The organism is Clostridium sp. AF27-2AA (genome assembly GCF_003478505.1).
In the GTDB taxonomy this organism is placed as follows: Bacteria; Bacillota; Clostridia; order Lachnospirales; family Lachnospiraceae; genus Brotaphodocola.
Window position 1 is genome coordinate 59151 of sequence record NZ_QUFI01000013.1, and the last position, 18276, is coordinate 77426.

Annotated in this window: 21 protein-coding genes; 1 reads left to right on the forward strand and 20 read right to left on the reverse strand. The window is 50.9% G+C overall.

The window, feature by feature from the left end:
- Positions 1-164: 164 nt before the first annotated feature.
- The 4 genes from DWY84_RS09140 to DWY84_RS09155 are packed head-to-tail and all read right to left on the reverse strand — an operon-like array spanning position 165 to position 4507.
- Complete coding sequence (locus tag DWY84_RS09140; protein WP_118532578.1) at positions 165-1169, reverse strand: NAD(P)H-dependent glycerol-3-phosphate dehydrogenase; 1005 nt, start codon at positions 1167-1169, stop codon at positions 165-167.
- 4 nt (positions 1170-1173) lie between these two features.
- On the reverse strand, positions 1174-1809 hold the full coding sequence (gene plsY, locus DWY84_RS09145; protein ID WP_118532580.1) for a glycerol-3-phosphate 1-O-acyltransferase PlsY: 636 nt from the start codon (positions 1807-1809) through the stop codon (positions 1174-1176).
- Positions 1810-3138: a ribosome biogenesis GTPase Der gene (der, locus tag DWY84_RS09150; RefSeq protein WP_118532582.1), complete on the reverse strand. Its 1329-nt coding sequence runs from the start codon at positions 3136-3138 to the stop codon at positions 1810-1812.
- Positions 3131-4507 carry a DUF512 domain-containing protein gene (locus DWY84_RS09155; protein ID WP_118532670.1) on the reverse strand — a complete coding sequence of 459 codons (1377 nt, stop codon included), beginning with the start codon at positions 4505-4507 and terminating at the stop codon, positions 3131-3133. The genes der and DWY84_RS09155 overlap by 8 nt, the downstream gene beginning before the upstream one ends.
- A gap of 249 nt (positions 4508-4756) precedes the next feature.
- Here DWY84_RS09155 and DWY84_RS09160 point away from each other — a divergent pair, with 249 nt between their 5' ends.
- Positions 4757-5965: a ribose-phosphate pyrophosphokinase gene (locus DWY84_RS09160; protein WP_118532584.1), complete on the forward strand. Its 1209-nt coding sequence runs from the start codon at positions 4757-4759 to the stop codon at positions 5963-5965.
- A gap of 78 nt (positions 5966-6043) precedes the next feature.
- On the opposite strand, the gene pgeF is transcribed toward DWY84_RS09160, so the two are convergent.
- The 16 genes from pgeF to ftsY form a co-directional block, all read right to left on the reverse strand.
- Complete coding sequence (pgeF, locus tag DWY84_RS09165; protein WP_118532672.1) at positions 6044-6892, reverse strand: peptidoglycan editing factor PgeF; 849 nt, start codon at positions 6890-6892, stop codon at positions 6044-6046.
- 144 nt (positions 6893-7036) lie between these two features.
- Entirely contained in the window at positions 7037-7393 is a 357-nt protein-coding gene (locus tag DWY84_RS09170) for a YraN family protein (protein ID WP_118532586.1), read from the reverse strand.
- 73 nt (positions 7394-7466) lie between these two features.
- Positions 7467-8111 (reverse strand): ribonuclease HII, encoded by a 645-nt coding sequence (locus DWY84_RS09175; RefSeq protein WP_243024810.1) that lies wholly within the window; start codon positions 8109-8111, stop codon positions 7467-7469.
- A gap of 2 nt (positions 8112-8113) precedes the next feature.
- Positions 8114-9034 carry a ribosome biogenesis GTPase YlqF gene (gene ylqF, locus DWY84_RS09180; protein WP_118532590.1) on the reverse strand — a complete coding sequence of 307 codons (921 nt, stop codon included), beginning with the start codon at positions 9032-9034 and terminating at the stop codon, positions 8114-8116.
- A gap of 39 nt (positions 9035-9073) precedes the next feature.
- The gene (gene lepB, locus DWY84_RS09185; protein WP_118532674.1) at positions 9074-9619 is read right to left on the reverse strand and encodes a signal peptidase I; all 546 of its coding nucleotides are present in this window, start codon (positions 9617-9619) and stop codon (positions 9074-9076) included.
- 178 nt (positions 9620-9797) lie between these two features.
- Positions 9798-10145 (reverse strand): 50S ribosomal protein L19, encoded by a 348-nt coding sequence (gene rplS / locus DWY84_RS09190; protein ID WP_118532592.1) that lies wholly within the window; start codon positions 10143-10145, stop codon positions 9798-9800.
- A gap of 147 nt (positions 10146-10292) precedes the next feature.
- Positions 10293-11042 (reverse strand): tRNA (guanosine(37)-N1)-methyltransferase TrmD, encoded by a 750-nt coding sequence (gene trmD / locus DWY84_RS09195; RefSeq protein ID WP_118532602.1) that lies wholly within the window; start codon positions 11040-11042, stop codon positions 10293-10295.
- Positions 11043-11070: 28 nt separating this feature from the next.
- Complete coding sequence (gene rimM, locus DWY84_RS09200; RefSeq protein ID WP_118532604.1) at positions 11071-11583, reverse strand: ribosome maturation factor RimM; 513 nt, start codon at positions 11581-11583, stop codon at positions 11071-11073.
- A gap of 68 nt (positions 11584-11651) precedes the next feature.
- The gene (locus tag DWY84_RS09205; protein ID WP_118532606.1) at positions 11652-11879 is read right to left on the reverse strand and encodes a KH domain-containing protein; all 228 of its coding nucleotides are present in this window, start codon (positions 11877-11879) and stop codon (positions 11652-11654) included.
- Between the two features lie 17 nt (positions 11880-11896).
- Complete coding sequence (rpsP, locus tag DWY84_RS09210) at positions 11897-12139, reverse strand: 30S ribosomal protein S16 (RefSeq protein ID WP_118532608.1); 243 nt, start codon at positions 12137-12139, stop codon at positions 11897-11899.
- An 80-nt stretch (positions 12140-12219) separates the two neighbouring features.
- The gene (gene ffh, locus DWY84_RS09215; protein WP_118532610.1) at positions 12220-13581 is read right to left on the reverse strand and encodes a signal recognition particle protein; all 1362 of its coding nucleotides are present in this window, start codon (positions 13579-13581) and stop codon (positions 12220-12222) included.
- A 42-nt stretch (positions 13582-13623) separates the two neighbouring features.
- Complete coding sequence (gene ylxM / locus DWY84_RS09220) at positions 13624-13965, reverse strand: YlxM family DNA-binding protein (protein ID WP_118532612.1); 342 nt, start codon at positions 13963-13965, stop codon at positions 13624-13626.
- Positions 13966-14050: 85 nt separating this feature from the next.
- The gene (gene nth, locus DWY84_RS09225) at positions 14051-14686 is read right to left on the reverse strand and encodes an endonuclease III (RefSeq protein WP_118532676.1); all 636 of its coding nucleotides are present in this window, start codon (positions 14684-14686) and stop codon (positions 14051-14053) included.
- A gap of 68 nt (positions 14687-14754) precedes the next feature.
- The gene (locus DWY84_RS09230; protein ID WP_118532614.1) at positions 14755-16020 is read right to left on the reverse strand and encodes a chloride channel protein; all 1266 of its coding nucleotides are present in this window, start codon (positions 16018-16020) and stop codon (positions 14755-14757) included.
- Positions 16021-16033: 13 nt separating this feature from the next.
- Positions 16034-17296 carry a threonine ammonia-lyase gene (ilvA, locus tag DWY84_RS09235; RefSeq protein ID WP_243024811.1) on the reverse strand — a complete coding sequence of 421 codons (1263 nt, stop codon included), beginning with the start codon at positions 17294-17296 and terminating at the stop codon, positions 16034-16036.
- A 22-nt stretch (positions 17297-17318) separates the two neighbouring features.
- A complete protein-coding gene (gene ftsY / locus DWY84_RS09240; RefSeq protein ID WP_118532618.1) occupies positions 17319-18257 on the reverse strand; it encodes a signal recognition particle-docking protein FtsY in 939 nt (312 codons plus the stop codon).
- Between the last annotated feature and the right edge of the window lie 19 nt (positions 18258-18276).

Sequence of the window (18276 nt, forward strand, 5' to 3'; positions counted from 1 at the left end):
ATTGTTTCCTCCTCTTAAATGAAAACAGGCTTCCTGAACCTTCAGGAAGCCGTATCCTTAAAGCTGAACTAATTATAGTAGCCCAAAAAACGCTTGTCAAGAACTTTCTTGCGTTAAAGCGAAGTTGAAGCAAAGTCATACGGAATTTTCAGTTCTGAAAATTCCTACCACGGTAAATTTGCGCTTTCTACTGTTTTGTCCCGCAGCATCAGATCAGCAACTGCCTCTTTCGCGGACTTTCCGTCGAACAGTACTTCATTGACTGCCTCGATGATCGGCATGGACACCTGATACTTTTTGGCAAGAGCCAGACCGGCCTTGGCAGAATAGACGCCCTCTACCACCATCTGAACCTCGTCCATGGCCTCCTTCATGGAATAACCTTTTCCGATCAGGATTCCGGCACGGCGGTTGCGGCTGTGCATGCTAGCACAGGTTACGATCAGGTCTCCGATCCCGGTAAGACCGGCAAAGGTTTCCAGCTTTCCGCCCATGGCCATGCCAAGCCGGCTGATCTCCGCCACGCCCCGGGTAATGAGGGCTGCCTTGGTGTTGTCACCATACCCAAGTCCGTCTGCGATTCCCGCTGCCAGGGCGATGACATTTTTCAGCGCCCCGCCAATCTCAATCCCCAGGATATCCGGGCTGATATACACGCGGAATACCGGACTCATGAAGATGTTCTGGATCTTCTCTGCTGTTTTCCGTGTCTTCGCTCCGGCGACACAGGTAGTCGGAAGGCCGCGGCTCACTTCCTCCGCATGACTCGGTCCGGAAAGAACAGTAACATCAGCACCCGGAAGCTCCTCCTCCAGAATATCCGTCAGTGTCATGAGGGTTGCCTCCTCAATGCCCTTGGCCACATTAACCACCAGCTGTCCTTCTTTTAAGAAAGGCTTCATCTTCCGGGCAGTCTCCCGCACATAGATGGAAGGAACCGCCACCACCAGAAGGTCTTTCTCCTTCATGGCACGTTCCAGGTCAGAGGTAAATTCCATATCGTCCGGAAGCACCAGATCCGGAAGCGTCTTTAAGCGGTGCTCTGTCCGCAGACTCTCTGCCTCCTTTTCAAAGGCAGACCATTCCGTCACCTGATGGCCGTTCTCGTGAAGCAGAAATGCAAGGGCGGTGCCCCAGCTTCCTGCACCGATTATACTCACATTTGCCATAGGTCTATTCCTTTCTGGCACCCAGCTTGTTTTCCGTGCCGCTTAACAGTCGTTTGATGTTGGTGTGATGGCGCCAGATCCCCATGGCGGAGATCAGGCCTGCCAGCACATAGAATTCCGTCAGATGTGCCGCCCCAATGCCGAAATCCCCACGGGCACCGAAAAACACCATACCGATAAAGAAGCAGATCATCACCAGGATGGATCCCAGGGATACATAGCGGGTAATGGCTACTGCAGCCACAAACACCACCAGACAGACCAGCATCACACGCCAGTCTGTAGAGGCCAGAAGCCCGGCGGAGGCCGCAATGCCCTTGCCACCCTTAAATTCCATATAAAACGGGAAATTATGTCCCAGGATCACGCCAAAGCCGGTGTAGAGCAGGTATACATACAGAAGCTCGGGCTGGCTGCGAAACAATACTCTTGTGATCAGGCATGCAGCGATCATCTTGCCTGCGTCACCCAGGAATACGATCAGTCCGGCCTTTTTGCCCATCACACGCAGGACATTGGTGCTGCCGGAGTTTCCACTTCCGTAATTACGGATATCCATATGCTTGGATCTGCTGTAGAGATAGCCGGTCTGAAACAGACCAAACACATAACCCATTACCAGACAAAGTACTCGTTCCATTTACTCCTCCTTTCCATTCCTTTCGCGGATCAGGAATTTCAGAGCCGTACCCTTAAATCCGAAGGATTCGCGGATGCGGTTTTCCAGGTATCTCACATAGGAGAAATGCATCAGTTCTTTGTCATTTACGAAAATAACGAAGGTCGGCGGCTTTACGGCTACCTGGGTCATGTAATACAGCTTCAGACGCTTGCCCTTGTCAGACGGCGGCTGCTGCATTGCAACAGCTTCAGTCATGATCTCATTGAGCACGCCGGTGGCGATACGCATGGTCTGGTTCTCGCGCACCATATCAATGAGCTCAAACATCTTGTTCATACGCTGTCCGGTTACGGCAGAGATAAATACCATCTCAGCATACTGCATGAAGGACAGGGTATCCTTGATCTTTTTGGTGAACTCGTAGATAGTCTTGTCGTTCTTCTCGATGGCATCCCACTTGTTGACGGCAACGATGATGCCCTTGCCCCTGTCATGGGCGATGCCGGCAATCTTTGCGTCCTGCTCCGTCACACCCTCAGTTGCATCAATGACCAGAATAACCACATCCGCACGTTCCACGGCAGATACGGTACGAATGATACTGTAGCGTTCCAGATCCTCTTTGATCTTGCTTTTACGGCGCAGTCCGGCGGTATCAATAAAGATATACTCCGTTTCGTTGTATACGACCTCGGTATCGACCGCATCACGGGTAGTACCCGCAATGTTGGAAACGATCACGCGGTTCTCGCCCAGCAGCTTATTAATAATAGAAGACTTTCCTACGTTCGGCTTACCGATGATGGCTACCTTCGGACGGTCATCCTCCTCTTCCTCTAACTGTTCCAGGGTAAAATGCCTGGACACCTCGTCTAACAGATCACCGATCCCCAGACGGGAAGCCGCGGATACCGGAATCGGATCGCCGATTCCCAGGTTATAGAACTCGTAGACATCGTTTCCGAATTTCTGGATGCTGTCCACCTTGTTTACCGCGAGGACCACCGGCTTTCCGGATTTGCGGAGCATGTCCGCAACCTTAGAGTCAGAATCCTGCAGACCCTGACGTACATCCACGATGAAGATAATGACATCTGCAGTGTCAATGGCAATCTGTGCCTGCTCTCTCATCTGAGACAAAATAATGTCACGGCTGTCCGGCTCAATACCACCGGTATCAACCAGGGTAAAGTTCATGTTCAGCCAGTTGCAGTCCGCATAAATACGGTCTCTGGTTACTCCCGGCGTATCCTTTACGATGGAAATGGTCTCCCCTGCCAGTACATTGAACAGGGTGGATTTTCCAACGTTTGGACGCCCTACAATGGCAACGATTGGTTTACTCATGTGTGATCTCCTTTAATTCATATCCGTCGTAGACGGTATCTTGTTCTTCTTCCAGGCCAAGAACGGCATCCACCAGATCCTGACCGCTTGATTTTACAATATTCACCGGAACTTGTAAAGCGTTTTGCACATCGGCGCGGGTGAGGTCATCCAGAAATACCTCCTCGCCACTCCGAAACATGCAGATTGGAAGCAGCAGACGCTCGCCAAGCGGCACCACCGACATCTGCTTCTTTAAATCCTGTCCGGTGATCAGACCGGCCACGGTGATGCTTTCTCCGAAAAAGTCATTGCGGATCGCGTACAGATGCACCTTTTTCTGAGGAAACTTTGCCTCGATCTTATCCAGCTGCTTTCTCAGATAAGGGTAAGCCAGCCGGCCCGTAGCAATGGACAACTCCTCCGGCTTTACCGGAAGATCCTCCGGCAATGCCTCAAGCGCTTCTGTTACCTCGGTGTCGAGAAGACGCAGCATGCCCACGCCATTCTCCAGCTGCGGGTATCCGTCGTAACGCTCTGTCTCCGGCAGCTCCCGCTCTGCCAGAATATAGAATTCATCGCTGGCATGGATGAAGTGCATGCCATACTGCTCATATATGATCTTCTGCCATTTTTCAATGATATCAATGGCATTCTCTGCATCTTCCTTCTCAAAGGGCTTTAACGGATACAGACCGTCCCGGTATCTGGAGAGCCCTACCGGAACGACGGAAGCGCTCTTCATATAAGGAAGATACTTTGTCATATCCCGGATGGTATGATCCAGCTCTTCCCGGTCATTCACGCCCTTGCACAGCACGATCTGTCCGTTCATGGGTATGCCGGCCTCACAAAGACGGTCGATCTTTTTTAATGCTTCTCCCGCAAAGCGGTTATGGAGCATCTCGCAGCGCAGCTTCGGATTGGTGGTGTGCACCGAAATGTTGATCGGCGCCAGCTTAAAATCAATGATACGCTGGATGTCATGCTCTTTCATGTTGGTCAGCGTCACATAGTTTCCCTGAAGGAAGGAAAGACGGGAATCATCGTCCTTAAAATAAAGGGTTTCGCGCATGCCCGGCGGCATCTGGTCGATGAAGCAGAAAATACACTTGTTGCTGCAGGACTTGTAATCACTCATAAGTCCGTTCTCAAAGGTAATTCCAAGATCCTGGTACTCATTTTCAATTTCCAGCTCCCACTGTTCGCCGTCTGCCTTTTCCACCAGCATGACCATGCTTTCGCTGTCTACATAATATTCATAATCAAAGATATCTTCCACTTCGTTTCCATTGATCGTAAGTAAACGGTCTCCCGGCTCCAGCTCCAGTTCCTCTGCAATGGAACCCGGGTCAACGGATTTTATCAGATGTCCTTTTTGTTTCTTCATAGATATTCCTTTCCAGCAGATGTTCAGGGCCTGCTCTGACATGGGTCATCCGGCTGTCAATCTGCACTCTTTTCATCATAACAAGATTCCTGTTCTTTGTCAAAGCAATCGGCCTCCGGTTTTGGGTGGATTTACCTGTTTTTTTGTTTTTTTTTACAAAATTCCCCAAGGCTCTTGACGCTTGCTTTTTTTAAGGATATAAATATGTTGGATTATAATGAACTATTTTACCTGAAGGAGTATGTACCAATGGCTAACAACTACGTGTTTAATGACATTTTACCGGTAGCGCCGTTAAAGCTCGCTGCCCTGGAAAGCTGCAAGGATCTGGCAACCAAGGTAAACGATCACATTGTTACCTTCCGCCGCAATGATACCGTGGAGCTGCTTCGCCGCCAGCAGGATTTAAACTACCGCGGCTACGATGTAGATTCCTATCTTCTTGACTGCAAATGCCCGCGTTTCGGTTCCGGTGAGGCAAAGGCCGTTATTAACGAATCTGTCCGCGGCGCGGATCTGTTTGCAATGGTAGATGTAACCAACTACAGCATCCCGTACAGCGTATGCGGCTACACCAACCACATGTCCCCGGATGACCATTTCCAGGACTTAAAGCGCATCATCGGTGCTTCCGTAGCCACCGCACACCGTGTTAATGTTGTTATGCCTTTCTTATATGAAGGACGTCAGCACAAGCGTACCAAGCGCGAGTCCTTAGACTGCGCAATGGCACTGGAGGAGCTGATCTCCATGGGCGTTTCCAACATCATCACCTTCGATGCCCATGACCCGCGCGTTCAGAACGCCATTCCGTTAAGCGGCTTCGATAACTTCATGCCGACTTACCAGTTTGTAAAGTCTCTGTTCACCCACGACACCTCCTTAAAGATCGACAAGGATCATCTTATGATCATCAGCCCGGATGAGGGTGCCATGAACCGTGCCGTATACCTGGCCAACAACCTCGGTGTTGATATGGGTATGTTCTATAAGCGCCGTGACTACTCCAGAGTCATTGACGGCCGCAACCCGATCGTCGCCCACGAGTTTTTAGGTACTTCCGTAGAAGGAAAGACCGTTCTCATCATTGACGATATGATCGCATCCGGCGAGAGCATGTTAGACACCGCCAGAGAGTTAAAGGAGCGCAAGGCAGAGAAAGTCATCATCTGCTGCACCTTCGGCCTGTTCACCGCCGGTCTGGAAAAATTTGACCAGTACTATCAGAATGGCTACATTGACTATGTCATTACCACCAACTTAAACTACCGCCCGAAAGAGCTGTTAGACCGCGAGTGGTATCTGGAGGCTGACATGAGTAAATATCTTGCAGCCATCATCAACTCCTTCAACCACGACGTTTCTATCGGAGCTGCCCTGTCTCCGACCGAAAAGATCCAGAAGCTGGTAAAACGCTACCAGGCAGGCGGATACGATTATTATCAGACCATCCAGTAAATTTTAATAGGGTCGCAAAAAAGAGCTTCACGCAGCGTATATAAGTGCTGTGCGAAGCTCTTTTTGTCTAATATGATTTTATCCCTGCTCTCTGAGAGCCAGAAAGGCTGCCAGATTTCCCCGCTCCGTTCCCATGATCCGGTGAGAAAACAGGTGTGCCGGATTGCACCGGGTACAGATATCCGTTGTATGGATCTGGTCTGCCGGGATTCCTGCCTCCCGGAGCACGATCTGGTTTGCTCGCCACAGATCCACCTGATACTTTCCGTCGGACTTTTGGTAAAACAGATCGTTATGGTACTGCTTTGCAAAGCCATCGGCAAATTCCGCAGCCACCTCCGGTCCTACCTCAAAGCAGTCCTGGCAGATACTCGGCCCAATGCAGGCAATGACATTCGCCGGTTCTGTGCCGTATTCCCGGTTCATGGCCTCCAGTGTGGCTTTTCCCATGCGGTGCACCGTGCCCCTCCAGCCGGAATGGGACAGTCCGACAGCCCTGTGGACCGGATCCACAAAATACAGTGGCACACAGTCTGCGTAAAAAGTCACCAGCGTGATACCCGGAATATCCGTGATCAGGCCATCTACATCCTGATAATCCCGCTCTTTTACAATGCCCTTTCCCGCGTCTTCCTCCGTCACCTTGCGGACATTGGTGGTGTGGGTCTGGTAGGAAAGCACCATCTTCTCTGCATCGGTTCCGAGAACGGCTGCCATGCGGCGGTAATTTTCCATTACATGCTGCGGATCATCATTCCGGGTAAAGCTAAAGTTCATGGTAGAGAACACGCCCTCGCTGACACCTCCGTGGCGGGTGGAAAAGGCATGGCTTACCAGACCGGTGGCATCCAGAGCCGGAAAGGCCAGATAGGTAACGCCGTTTTTCTCACGGATTTCAATTTCCGATTTTTCCAAACCGCGCTCCATGCAGCAGCTTTCCGTCTGTCCTGCTGTTGTCATGCCGCTCTGCTTGCGAATCCATGCTTTCTGTTCCATCTGTACCCTCTCCTTTTCGTTCTGAATTTTCCATATCTGCACTGAACTGCATATTCAGCACAATTTTCAATGTTCCTATGCGAACGCGTCCCGAATCCAGTTAATCTGATCTCCCAGTATACTCACCACATCAAAACGGCACGGCATGTCCTCGTGGTAATGTCGGCTGTACAGATAGAACTGCGCCGTATAGCGTATCCGCTGCTGCTTGATATGGCCAACCGCCTCCGCAGGCATACCATTGCGTGCTGTTTTCCTGTATTTTACCTCGACAAATACCAGATACTGTCCGTCCATTCCGATCAGGTCGATCTCACCCTGGCGGCAGCGAAAATTCCGCTCCAGAATTTTCACACCCCGGCGGGTCAGAAAGTCTGCCGCCAGCTCTTCTTTCCGGGTTCCGGTCTCCCGTTTATTTTCTTTGTATTCCATTCACACCTGTGCCTTCTGATCACACTGTTTTTCCAGAAACCTGCTCTGTTCGTTTTCTGCATCCATCCTGCTTTTACACAAAATTCTTAATGAAGCTTCTTCTATGGATCGGGGTTGGTCCATACTCTTTCAGTGCCGCAATGTGCGCTGCGGTACCATATCCCTTGTGCTTGGCAAAACCATACTCCGGAAATAAGGTATCGTACTCAACCATCATGTGATCCCTGGTCACCTTTGCTAAAATACTGGCTGCCGCAATGGAAACACTCTTGGCATCTCCCTTGATGATCGGCACCTGATTGATCTCCACCCTCGGAATGGTCACCGCGTCATTGAGCAGCAGATCCGGCTGCACGGAAAGCCCGGCAATGGCCTGGCGCATGGCTTCATAGGTGGCCTGTAAAATATTGATCTCATCGATCAGATCCGGCCCCACGATGCCAACACTCCAGGCAACCGCCTTTTCCTTGATTTCTGTAAACAGGGCTTCCCTGCGCTTTTCAGAAAGCTTCTTGGAATCGTTTAAAAACAGGATCTCACAATCCACCGGCAGGATCGCTGCCCCGGCCACCACCGGACCTGCTAATGGGCCACGGCCAGCCTCGTCGATGCCGCAGATGGCAGTACAGGCTGCGTAGGTATCCTCGTACTCCCGCATCAGAGCCAGACGGGCGCGCTCTGCTTCCAGCTTCTCTCCGGTTAAGGTTCTCAGTGCCATGCTTACGCCTCCCCGCTCTCGCTGCCCTGATCTGCAACGCCTGATTCCTGTACGGAATCCACTTTGTCCCCATCATTTTTCTTCACCGGAGGAAATTCCAGTGTAATGCGCCCCAGCTTTCCGCTGCGGTAATCATCGATCACCAGGGCTGCAGCACGGCTGTAATCCGGCTCACCGCCCTTTGCCAGGCACCCCCGCACCTTTGCCACCTGGATCAGCAGGTTTTCCTCAGAAGACTCATCAATCTTATAGCGGTCCTTCAATACATCCGGATAATGCTCCTGAAGCAGTTTCAGAAGTTCCAGAGCCAGCTCGTCTTTATTTAGGATTTCGTCATTGATGGAACCGATAAAGGCTAACAGCAGTCCCACTCTCTGATCTTCAAATTTTGGCCAGAGGATACCCGGGGTGTCCAGAAGCTCCAGAGTCTTGTTTAACCGGATCCACTGGTTTCCCTTGGTCACGCCCGGCTTATTTCCGGTCTTGGCACAGGCCTTTCCCGCAAAAGAGTTGATAAAAGTAGATTTACCAACATTCGGGATTCCCACCACCATGGCGCGCACCGGTCGGTTCATGATGCCTCTGCGGCGGTCGCGCTCAATTTTTTCTTTGCAGGCTTCCTGAACCACTCCATTGATCTGCTTGATGCCGGCGCCGCTGCGGGAATTGATCTTCACAACAAAATATCCCTTTTCCTTAAACCAGCTGGTCCATGCCTCATTGTAGCGTTCGCTGGACAGATCCGACTTATTTAACAGGATCAGTCTTGCCTTTCCCTTTCCAAGCTCATCAATATCCGGGTTACGGCTTGCTAACGGCACACGGGCGTCAACTACTTCGATGATCAGGTCGATCAGCTTGATGTCTTCTTTCATGGCACGCTTTGCTTTGGTCATGTGCCCTGGATACCACTGTATATTCACGACATTTCCTCCTATATTTTCGTATTATTATCTATCATCTCAGGACCGGATCAGACTGATATGGATCAGCGGAAACATACGCAGCCACACTTTTCCAATGATCTGGTCTTCCCGGACATTGCCAATGTTGGCAAACCGGCTGTCCTCACTGCTGTCCGGGTTATCCCCCAGCAGAAAATATTCTTTATCTTCTAATTGAACTGGATTCTCTGCCAGTCCGGAAAGAGAAATCTTTCGGTCCCCGGGCAGCGAAACCTGTTCCTGATTCACATACAATTTCCCGTCTATGATCTGGACCACATCTCCGGGAACGGCCACAACTCGCTTCACGTTGGTCTTCTGGTCCTCCCGCTCAAACACGACCACATCCATACGGTCCGGCTTTCCGATCTCATAGGTCAGCCGGTTCATCAAAACAACATCACCGGAATTTAAAAGCGGATACATGGACTGCCCGTTCACCGTGACCTGCGTTCCGAAAAACATCAGGCAGAACCAGGCAAAAGCCAGCGCCACTACCACATCCACAATCCAGCTGCAGATCTTCCGGATCATATTCTGTTCATCACTCAGATAAAAATCCACCTGTTTATGCTCCATTCTACCGTGTGTTCTCACGGACAAAAACACCTTCTGTAAATACCATTCCACATGGCAAAAAGGGGGAAGTTGCTTGCAACTCCCCCACTTTCCTGTTCTGCGCGTCCTGAGCGCATAATACGCAGAAAGGGACAATTTTCATTGTCCCCTGTTCCACGCAAAATTATTTTACTAACTCTTTAACCTTAGCAGCTTTACCTACTCTGTCTCTTAAGTAGTTTAGTTTTGCACGTCTTACTTTACCTCTTCTGACAACCTCAATGTTGTCTACGAACGGGGAATGAACCGGCCAGGTCTTCTCTACGCCGATGCCGTTGGAGTTCTTACGAACGGTGAAGGTCTCTCTTGCGCCGCCGTTCTGTCTCTTGATTACGGTACCCTCGAATACCTGGATTCTCTCGCGGTTACCCTCTTTGATCTTGTTGTAGACCTTAACGGTATCGCCTACGGAAAACTCCGGTACGGAAGCCTTTAACTGTGCTGCTTCAATGTTCTTAATAATTTCGTTCATTTGTGTGATCCTCCTTCATATGTTTGATGTTCTTTAATGCTTCTTCCGCAACAGAGGAACATCTCTTTTTCTAGTCACAACGGTATTATGATATCATAGGGACAAATAAATTGCAAGCACTATTTTGCTGAATTTACTCCCCTAAATTTACTTCTCCTGTGCCTCTTTCTCTGCCATCAGCTCTGCCAGATACTGGCGCTCTTTCTTCGACAGATTTGCCTCTTCCAGAAGATCCGGCCGTCTCTCCAGGGTCCGCCTGATAGACTGCTGACGTCTCCAGGTCTCAATGTTTTTGTGGTGTCCAGAAAGAAGCACCTCCGGCACGCGCATACCCTGGTAAACCTCCGGGCGGGTGTACTGCGGGTACTCAAGGAGATTGTCATGGAAGGACTCGATCTCCGCAGAAACATCGTTATTTAAAACGCCCGGCACCAGGCGGGAAATACAGTCGATCATGACCATGGCCGGAAGCTCACCGCCGGTCAGGACATAATCGCCCACGGAAAGATAATCGGTCACGATGAGCTCTAACGCGCGCTCATCAATGCCCTCATAATGCCCGCAAAGGAAGACCAGATCTTCTTCCTGCGCCAGCTCCTCGGCAATCTTCTGGTTGAAGGTCTGTCCCTGCGGAGTCATGTAAAGGACGCGGGGACGCTTGCCGATACGCTCACAAAGCGCCTCGTAGGCATCACACACCGGAGCCGCCTGCATCACCATGCCTGCTCCGCCGCCATATGGGGTATCATCCACGTGGCCGTGCTTTTCTTTCGTGTAATCCCGGATATTGACCGCCTCAATGGAAAGCAGGCCTTTTCCGGCTGCCCGCCCGATGATGCTGGTATTCAAGCCGTCTAACACCATCTCCGGGAACAATGTTAAAATATGATAATTCATGCTTTTGCTTTCTCCTGATTTCAGCGTATTACAGGTCCAGAAGGCCATCCAGGATATGGACGGTCACCATCTGGCTCTCCAGGTTTACATCCAGAATGCACTGCGGGATAGCCGGGAACAGATACTCTTTGCCTTCCAGACTTTCGATAACGTAAACATCATTGGCACCGGTCTGAAGGACATCGGTCAGGGTACCGAACTCTTTTCCCTCATCGGTCACGACTTTTAAACCGATCAGATCGGTGATAAAATTCTCGTTCGGAGCCAGCTTCACGGCCTGGTCGCGGCGGATCAGCAGATCCTTTCCCTTGTATTTTTCGATTTCGTTGATATTGTTAAACTCCTTGAATTTCAGGATGACCATGTTTTTAAAGAACTTGACGCTCTCAATGGACAGGGTCATCTGCTCTCTGCCAGTATCAAGGATGACGGTTTTCAGCTTTTTAAAACGGTTTACATCATCGGTCGTAGGGTATACTTTGACCTCACCGCGTACACCGTGGGTGGATGAGATCACGCCGACTCTTAAGGTATCCTCCATCTTCCATTCCTCCAGATTTTTATAAAAGAAAAACTGCCGCAGGAAAATCCGACGACAGTTTCTGATGGCTACTGTATATCTACAACAACCTTTTTTTCTTCTTTGGAAGCGGCTGCCTTGACAACGGAGCGGATCGCCTTCGCGATGCGTCCCTGCTTGCCAATCACCTTTCCCATATCAGATGGGGCAACCTTTAGCTCAATAAAGGTGCCGCTTTCCTTTTCGGTCTCGGTAACAACCACCTCGTCCGGATTGTCAACTAATGCTTTTGCAATAACCTCAACCAGTTCTTTCATAGCGATCACCTCTCAGATTACTGAATGCCAGCGGTCTTCAGAAGCTTTGCTACACGGTCGGTCGGCTGTGCGCCGTTTGCTAACCACTCCTTGGTAGCCTCCTCGTCAAACTTGATAACGCTCGGCTCCTGGTTCGGATCGTAAGTACCAACCTCAGCGATGAATCTGCCATCTCTCGGGGATCTGGAATCTGCAACAATGACTCTATAGAAAGGTTTTTTCTTAGCACCCATTCTTCTTAATCTCATCTTTACTGCCATGTCAATTTCACCTCCTTAAAATATACTGATAATGTATCAACAAATACAGAAAGCTCTGTACTGTCACCATATAAGCTGCCCTAGAAAGGCATTTTCAGCTTTCCGAGCATACCGCCCAGTCCGCCGCGTCCGCGCTTACCGCCCATCATGCCGGGAAGCTGCTTCATCATTTTCTTCATCTGATCAAACTGCTTGGCAATGCGGTTTACCTCACTGATGTCCACTCCTGCGCCCTTTGCGATGCGCTGTTTGCGGGAAGGATTTAAGAGGCCCGGATTGGCGCGCTCTTCTTTTGTCATGGACAGGATGATAGCCTCCACACGGTCCATGGATTTCTCATCCACCTCCGGGATTCCGCCCTTCATCTGTGACATTCCCGGCATCATGCTCATAATGCTGGTCAGTCCGCCCATTTTTTTGATTTGGCGCATCTGGTCCAGGAAATCGTTGTAGTCAAACTCTGCCTTGCGCAGCTTCTGACTCATTTCCTTCGCCTTTTCCTCGTCAACCTCCATCTCGGCTTTCTCGATCAGGGTGAGAATGTCTCCCATGCCCAGGATTCGGGATGCCATACGGTCCGGGTAAAACTGTTCCAGATCGGAAAGCTTCTCTCCCATACCTATATATAAAATCGGCTTTCCGGTTACGGCCCGGATGGAAAGGGCTGCACCGCCTCGGGTATCGCCATCCAGTTTGGTAAGGATGACACCGTCGATACCGACTTTATCCTGGAAATTCGATGCTACATTGACTGCGTCCTGACCGGTCATGGCGTCTACCACCAAAATGGTCTGGTCTACATTTACAGCCTCTTTGATGTTCTCGAGCTCTTCCATCATGCCTTCATCTACATGAAGACGTCCGGCGGTATCGAGGATCACCACATTGTAGCCATTCTTTGCCGCGTGCTCCATAGCGGCCTTTGCAATGTTGACCGGGCTCTGATTTTCTCCCATGGAGAAGACCGGAACGCCCTGTTTGTCTCCGTTGATCTGGAGCTGCTGGATTGCTGCCGGACGGTATACGTCACAGGCAACCAGAACCGGCTTGCGGCCCTTTGCCTTCAGCTTTCCTGCGATCTTCGCTGTCGTTGTCGTCTTACCTGCACCCTGAAGACCTGCCATCATGATGACGGTGATCTCGTTGGTGGGCTTTAATGCGATTTCCGTAGTATCGGAACCCATCAGGCGGATCAGCTCTTCGTTAACGATCTTGATCACCATCTGGCCCGGCTGCAGGGAACCCAGCACTTCTTCGCCAACGGCGCGTTCCTGAACGGAGCTTATGAACTGTTTTACAACCTTGAAGCTTACGTCTGCTTCCAGGAGAGCCATCTTGACTTCCTTGAGCGCAGTCTTGACATCCGCTTCGCTTAAACGGCCCTTGCCGCGCAGGTTTTTAAACACGTTCTGCAGTTTATCGGATAAGCTTTCAAACGCCATAGGTAACCTCCTGTTCAGAACCGATCACGGCATACGCCGAAATCAAAGTTCCATGATGTCGTTGGAAATCTGCTCAATCTCGTCGATCAGACTTTCATCTTTTGTTTCCTTGAAAACCCTGGTCTTTTTATGGATCTCCTCCACCATGCGGCGGGTAGTCTGGAACTTGCTGATCAGATGCAGCTTGTCCTCATACGCACTCAGGGTCTTGTCGCAGCGCTTGATGAGATCGTGAACACCCTGACGGCTGATCCCGTTCTCCTCGGCGATCTCGCTTAAGGACATGTCGTTATATACCACATCCTCGTAGATGCTGCGCTGATGCTCTGTGAGCAACTCTCCATAAAAATCATAAAGCAAACTCTGTTTTACAATGCTTTCCATAACATCACCTTGGCTATCATACACGAAAGGCACGTTGCTGTCAAGTATTTTTTCTTGACACTTGTAAAAATTTTTGTTTTTCTTTTTATACGCCTGTTTTCGGGCAGATATCAGCCAGACAGCACCGGCCGCAATACGGCTTTGTTCGGGCCGTGCAGACCTCTCTTCCATGCCATACCAGCCGGTGACAGAAATCGCTGCCCTCCTCCGGCGGCACCAGCTTCCAGAGTTCCATCTCAACCTTTTTCGGTTCCTTAATGCCGTCTACCAGTCCCATGCGGTTTACCAGGCGGATACAGTGGGTGTCTGTAACAATGGCCGGTTTGCCAAACACATCACCCATGATCAGATTGGCGCTTTTTCTTCCCACTCCGGGAAGCTTCAACAGAGCATCAAAATCCTCCGGCACCTTACTGCCGTACTCATCCCGCAGCATCTTCATACAGGCGCTGATGTCTCTGGCCTTACTCTTTCCCAGACCGCAGGGCCTGACGATTTCCTCAATTTCTTCCACCGGTGCCTCCGCCAGGGCATTCACATCCGGAAACTTTTTATAGAGTGCCGGAACCACCTGATTGACTCGCTCATCGGTGCACTGGGCCGCCAGACGCACGCTCACTAAAAGCTTCCAGGCCTCCTCGTAATCCAGGGTGCAGTCTGCGTCCGGGTAAGCCTCCTTCAGTCTCCGGATGATTTCCAGAGTCTTTTGTTTTTTTGTCATATGATGAACCTCTCTATTGCAGGAACAGGTGCCGGTATCGTTCCGATACATATTGGCACCTGCAATATTTACTCGTTTGATTTTCGGTTAATGAATTCTGTCCGGATCTTGGAATAAACGAACTTCTGGCTGTGGTAGAGCCCATAATATCCAGACAGGGTAAAGCACACTGCCACGGCAATGGCATAATATGGCATTGCGGCAAATCCAAAAAGTTCAAATGCCATGAACATCGTGGACACCGGACAGTTTGTCACGCTTACGAACAGGCATGCCATTCCGACCGATGCGCACAGTCCGACCGGCAGTCCGGTCACCAGGCTCATCAAGTAGCCAAACGCGGCGCCGACCGTCAGCGTCGGCACGATCTCTCCGCCCTTAAAGCCTGCGCCAAGCGCTACTCCGGTAAACAGGATCTTCATCAAAAATGCATAAACCGGAATTTTTTCACCTTCAAATACCATTTCGATGATCTGCGCACCGCTTCCGTTGTAAAGCCGCGCCGGAAACAGCAGGGTCAGGACAATAAAGATCGCGGATCCCGCCAGCACGCGGATATAGGGATTCGGAAAAACCTTTCGGTAAGCATGACCACACTGATGCAGGCTGACACAAAGGAAGATTCCGACACAGGCACACAAAATTCCGATGAGCACTGTCAGAAGCGCAGATGAGGCGCCAAACTCCGGCACCAGGCCGATCTCATAATGCTCCGGGGCCAGACCCAGGAATTTTGCCACTGACACACCGACAAATGCCGAAAAAACGCATGGAACCAGAGCCGCATAGTACATAACGCCAATGCTGATGACCTCCATGGCAAACACGGCTGCCGCAAGCGGAGTTCCGAAGATAGCGGAGAACCCGGCACTCATGCCGCACATAATGGCAATCTTTCTGTCTTTCTCATCCAGCCGAAAAGCTTTACCGATCAGGTTTCCCAGGCTTCCGCCAAGCTGCAGTGCTGCTCCCTCCCGGCCGACAGAAGCCGTGGCCAGATGGCTCAGCAGGGTTGAGATAAAGATCAGCGGAGCAGTTGCCGGTGTAACCTCCTCTGTGGAGGAAATAGAATCCAGGACCATATCCGTACCGCGGTTTTTTTCTTCATGCGCAAACCGGTACAGCCACACGATCAGGAGTCCGACAAGCGGAAGCAGATACAGCGTCCAGCTATGGCTCTTCCAGAAAGCAGTCGCTTTCTGGATGCCAAGGCCAAACAGGGTTCCGGCCAGACCGATCGTCACACCGGAAATCGCGGAAATGAAGGTCCATTTCAAAAAATAGCGGATATTCTGACGGAGCGCCTGGATTGTCTCATTTGTATGTTCTGTCATGATCATTCACCGCTCAGTCACTGTAGGTGCCCTTGGACTTCACCAGCTTCGGGCGGTATCCGGCATCGTTTAAGGCCTGCACAATACGGTTCTTGTGATCCGTTCCCTCAGCCTCCAGGGTGATCCTAAGCTCCACAGCCGCATTGCGGTTGATACTGATGAACTGATTGTGTTCAAGCTTAATGACATTGCCGCGCTGGTCAGCAAGGAGCGTTGAAACCTTTGCCAGCTCGCCTGGCTTGTCCGGAAGCAGAACGGATACGGTGAAGATACGGTCTCTCTGGATCAGTCCATGCTGTACCACGGAGGACATGGTAATGACATCCATGTTGCCGCCGCTTAAGATGGAAACAATCTTCTTTTTCTGTACATTTAAGTGCTTCAATGCCGCTACGGTTAACAGACCGGAGTTCTCCACGATCATCTTGTGATTCTCTACCATATCGAGGAAGGCAACGATCAGTTCGGAATCCTCCACGGTGATGATATCATCCACATTTTTCTGGATGTACGGGAACAGCTTCTCGCCCGGACGCTTTACCGCGGTACCGTCTGCAATGGTGTTTACGGTCGGAAGCGTCAGCACGTGGCCTGCCTTTAAGGACTCCTGCATGCAGTTTGCTCCGGCCGGCTCAACGCCGATCACCTTAATCTTCGGATTTAAGAGCTTTGCCAGGGTGGAAACGCCGGTACAGAGTCCGCCTCCTCCGATCGGGACCAGGATATAATCTACGGTCGGCAGCTCCTTAATGATCTCCATGGCAATGCTTCCCTGACCGGTTGCCACATCCAGGTCATCGAACGGATGCACAAAGGTGTAGCCGTGCTCCGCAGCCAGCTCGTATGCGCGGTCACAGGCCTCGTCGAATACATCTCCGTACAGTACAACCTCCGCTCCATAGCTTCTGGTGCGGTTCACCTTCATGAGCGGAGTCGTGGTCGGCATCACGATGGTAGCTGGAATGCCAGCCAGCTTTGCCGCGTAGGCTACGCCCTGGGCATGGTTTCCTGCTGACGCAGTGATCAGTCCCCGCTGTTTTTCTTCCTCTGTCAGGGTACTGATCTTATAGTAAGCGCCGCGTACCTTGTAAGCGCCGGTGTACTGCATGTTCTCCGGCTTAAAGTATACCTTATTTCCGGTTGCAGCAGAAAAATACTCACTGTAAACCAGTTTGGTTTCCTGGGTGACCTTCTTAACCTCCTCGGAAGCCTCCTCAAATTTTTCGAGGGTTAAGCCCTCTTCCTTTACTTCTTCTACTACCTGCTCTTTTGCCATCGTCTGTATCTCCTTATGTTCTTTATTCATCTTTCTTTACATCAAACAGAGCCGTCACGAAATCCTCGGAATTGAACTTCTGAAGATCGTCAATCTTCTCGCCCACGCCCACGTATTTGACCGGGATGCCAAGCTCTGACTGTATAGCCACTGCGATACCGCCCTTTGCAGTACCATCAAGCTTTGTCAGGATGATGCCTGTGATGTCAGCAACCTCCATGAACTGCTTTGCCTGTGCCATGGCATTCTGTCCGGTGGTGCCATCCAGTACCACCAGGGTCTCACGGTACGCGTCCGGGTATTCCTTGTCAATGATGCGGTTGATCTTTCTCAGCTCCTCCATCAGGTTTTTCTTGTTGTGCAGACGGCCTGCGGTATCACAGATCAGCACATCGGCCTGGCGGGATTTGGCTGCTGCCACCGCGTCATAGATGACGGCTGCCGGGTCGGAGCCCTCCTGCTGCGCAATGATCTCCACCCCGGCGCGGTTTGCCCACTCCGTCAGCTGCTCAATCGCTGCCGCACGGAAGGTATCAGCCGCTGCCAGAATGACCTTCTTGCCCTCATCCTTTAACTGGCCTGCCAGCTTGCCCACAGAAGTGGTCTTGCCGACACCGTTAACCCCAATCACCAGCACTACGGATTTGCGGTTCTCAAACTCGTAGGCATTCTCGCCAAGGTCCATCTGTTCCCGGATGGAATCGATCAGAAGCTGTTTGCATTCAACCGGTTCCTTGATATGCTGTTCTTTGACTTTTTTTCGTAAATCTTCCAGCACGGACATGGTGGTCTGGATGCCCAGATCGCCCATGATCAGGGTCTCCTCCAGTTCCTCATAAAAATCCTCGTCAATGGCGGAGAAGCCACTGAAGATGGAATCCATTCCAGAGACAATATTCTCTCTCGTTTTGTTTAAGCCTTCAACCAGACGGCTGAAAAAGCCTTTCTTCTTTTCTTCCACTCGCAAGCCTCCTTATTTG

Coding starts and splice junctions, on each gene's coding strand:
- DWY84_RS09140 (WP_118532578.1), bottom strand. CDS start 1,169: ATGGCAAATGTGAGTATAATCGGTGCAGGAAGCTGGGGCACCGCCCTT.
- plsY (WP_118532580.1), bottom strand. CDS start 1,809: ATGGAACGAGTACTTTGTCTGGTAATGGGTTATGTGTTTGGTCTGTTT.
- der (WP_118532582.1), bottom strand. CDS start 3,138: ATGAGTAAACCAATCGTTGCCATTGTAGGGCGTCCAAACGTTGGAAAA.
- DWY84_RS09155 (WP_118532670.1), bottom strand. CDS start 4,507: ATGAAGAAACAAAAAGGACATCTGATAAAATCCGTTGACCCGGGTTCC.
- DWY84_RS09160 (WP_118532584.1), top strand. CDS start 4,757: ATGGCTAACAACTACGTGTTTAATGACATTTTACCGGTAGCGCCGTTA.
- pgeF (WP_118532672.1), bottom strand. CDS start 6,892: ATGGAGCGCGGTTTGGAAAAATCGGAAATTGAAATCCGTGAGAAAAAC.
- DWY84_RS09170 (WP_118532586.1), bottom strand. CDS start 7,393: ATGGAATACAAAGAAAATAAACGGGAGACCGGAACCCGGAAAGAAGAG.
- DWY84_RS09175 (WP_243024810.1), bottom strand. CDS start 8,111: ATGGCACTGAGAACCTTAACCGGAGAGAAGCTGGAAGCAGAGCGCGCC.
- rplS (WP_118532592.1), bottom strand. CDS start 10,145: ATGAACGAAATTATTAAGAACATTGAAGCAGCACAGTTAAAGGCTTCC.
- trmD (WP_118532602.1), bottom strand. CDS start 11,042: ATGAATTATCATATTTTAACATTGTTCCCGGAGATGGTGTTAGACGGC.
- rimM (WP_118532604.1), bottom strand. CDS start 11,583: ATGGAGGATACCTTAAGAGTCGGCGTGATCTCATCCACCCACGGTGTA.
- DWY84_RS09205 (WP_118532606.1), bottom strand. CDS start 11,879: ATGAAAGAACTGGTTGAGGTTATTGCAAAAGCATTAGTTGACAATCCG.
- rpsP (WP_118532608.1), bottom strand. CDS start 12,139: ATGGCAGTAAAGATGAGATTAAGAAGAATGGGTGCTAAGAAAAAACCT.
- ffh (WP_118532610.1), bottom strand. CDS start 13,581: ATGGCGTTTGAAAGCTTATCCGATAAACTGCAGAACGTGTTTAAAAAC.
- ylxM (WP_118532612.1), bottom strand. CDS start 13,965: ATGGAAAGCATTGTAAAACAGAGTTTGCTTTATGATTTTTATGGAGAG.
- nth (WP_118532676.1), bottom strand. CDS start 14,686: ATGACAAAAAAACAAAAGACTCTGGAAATCATCCGGAGACTGAAGGAG.
- DWY84_RS09230 (WP_118532614.1), bottom strand. CDS start 16,020: ATGACAGAACATACAAATGAGACAATCCAGGCGCTCCGTCAGAATATC.
- ilvA (WP_243024811.1), bottom strand. CDS start 17,296: ATGGCAAAAGAGCAGGTAGTAGAAGAAGTAAAGGAAGAGGGCTTAACC.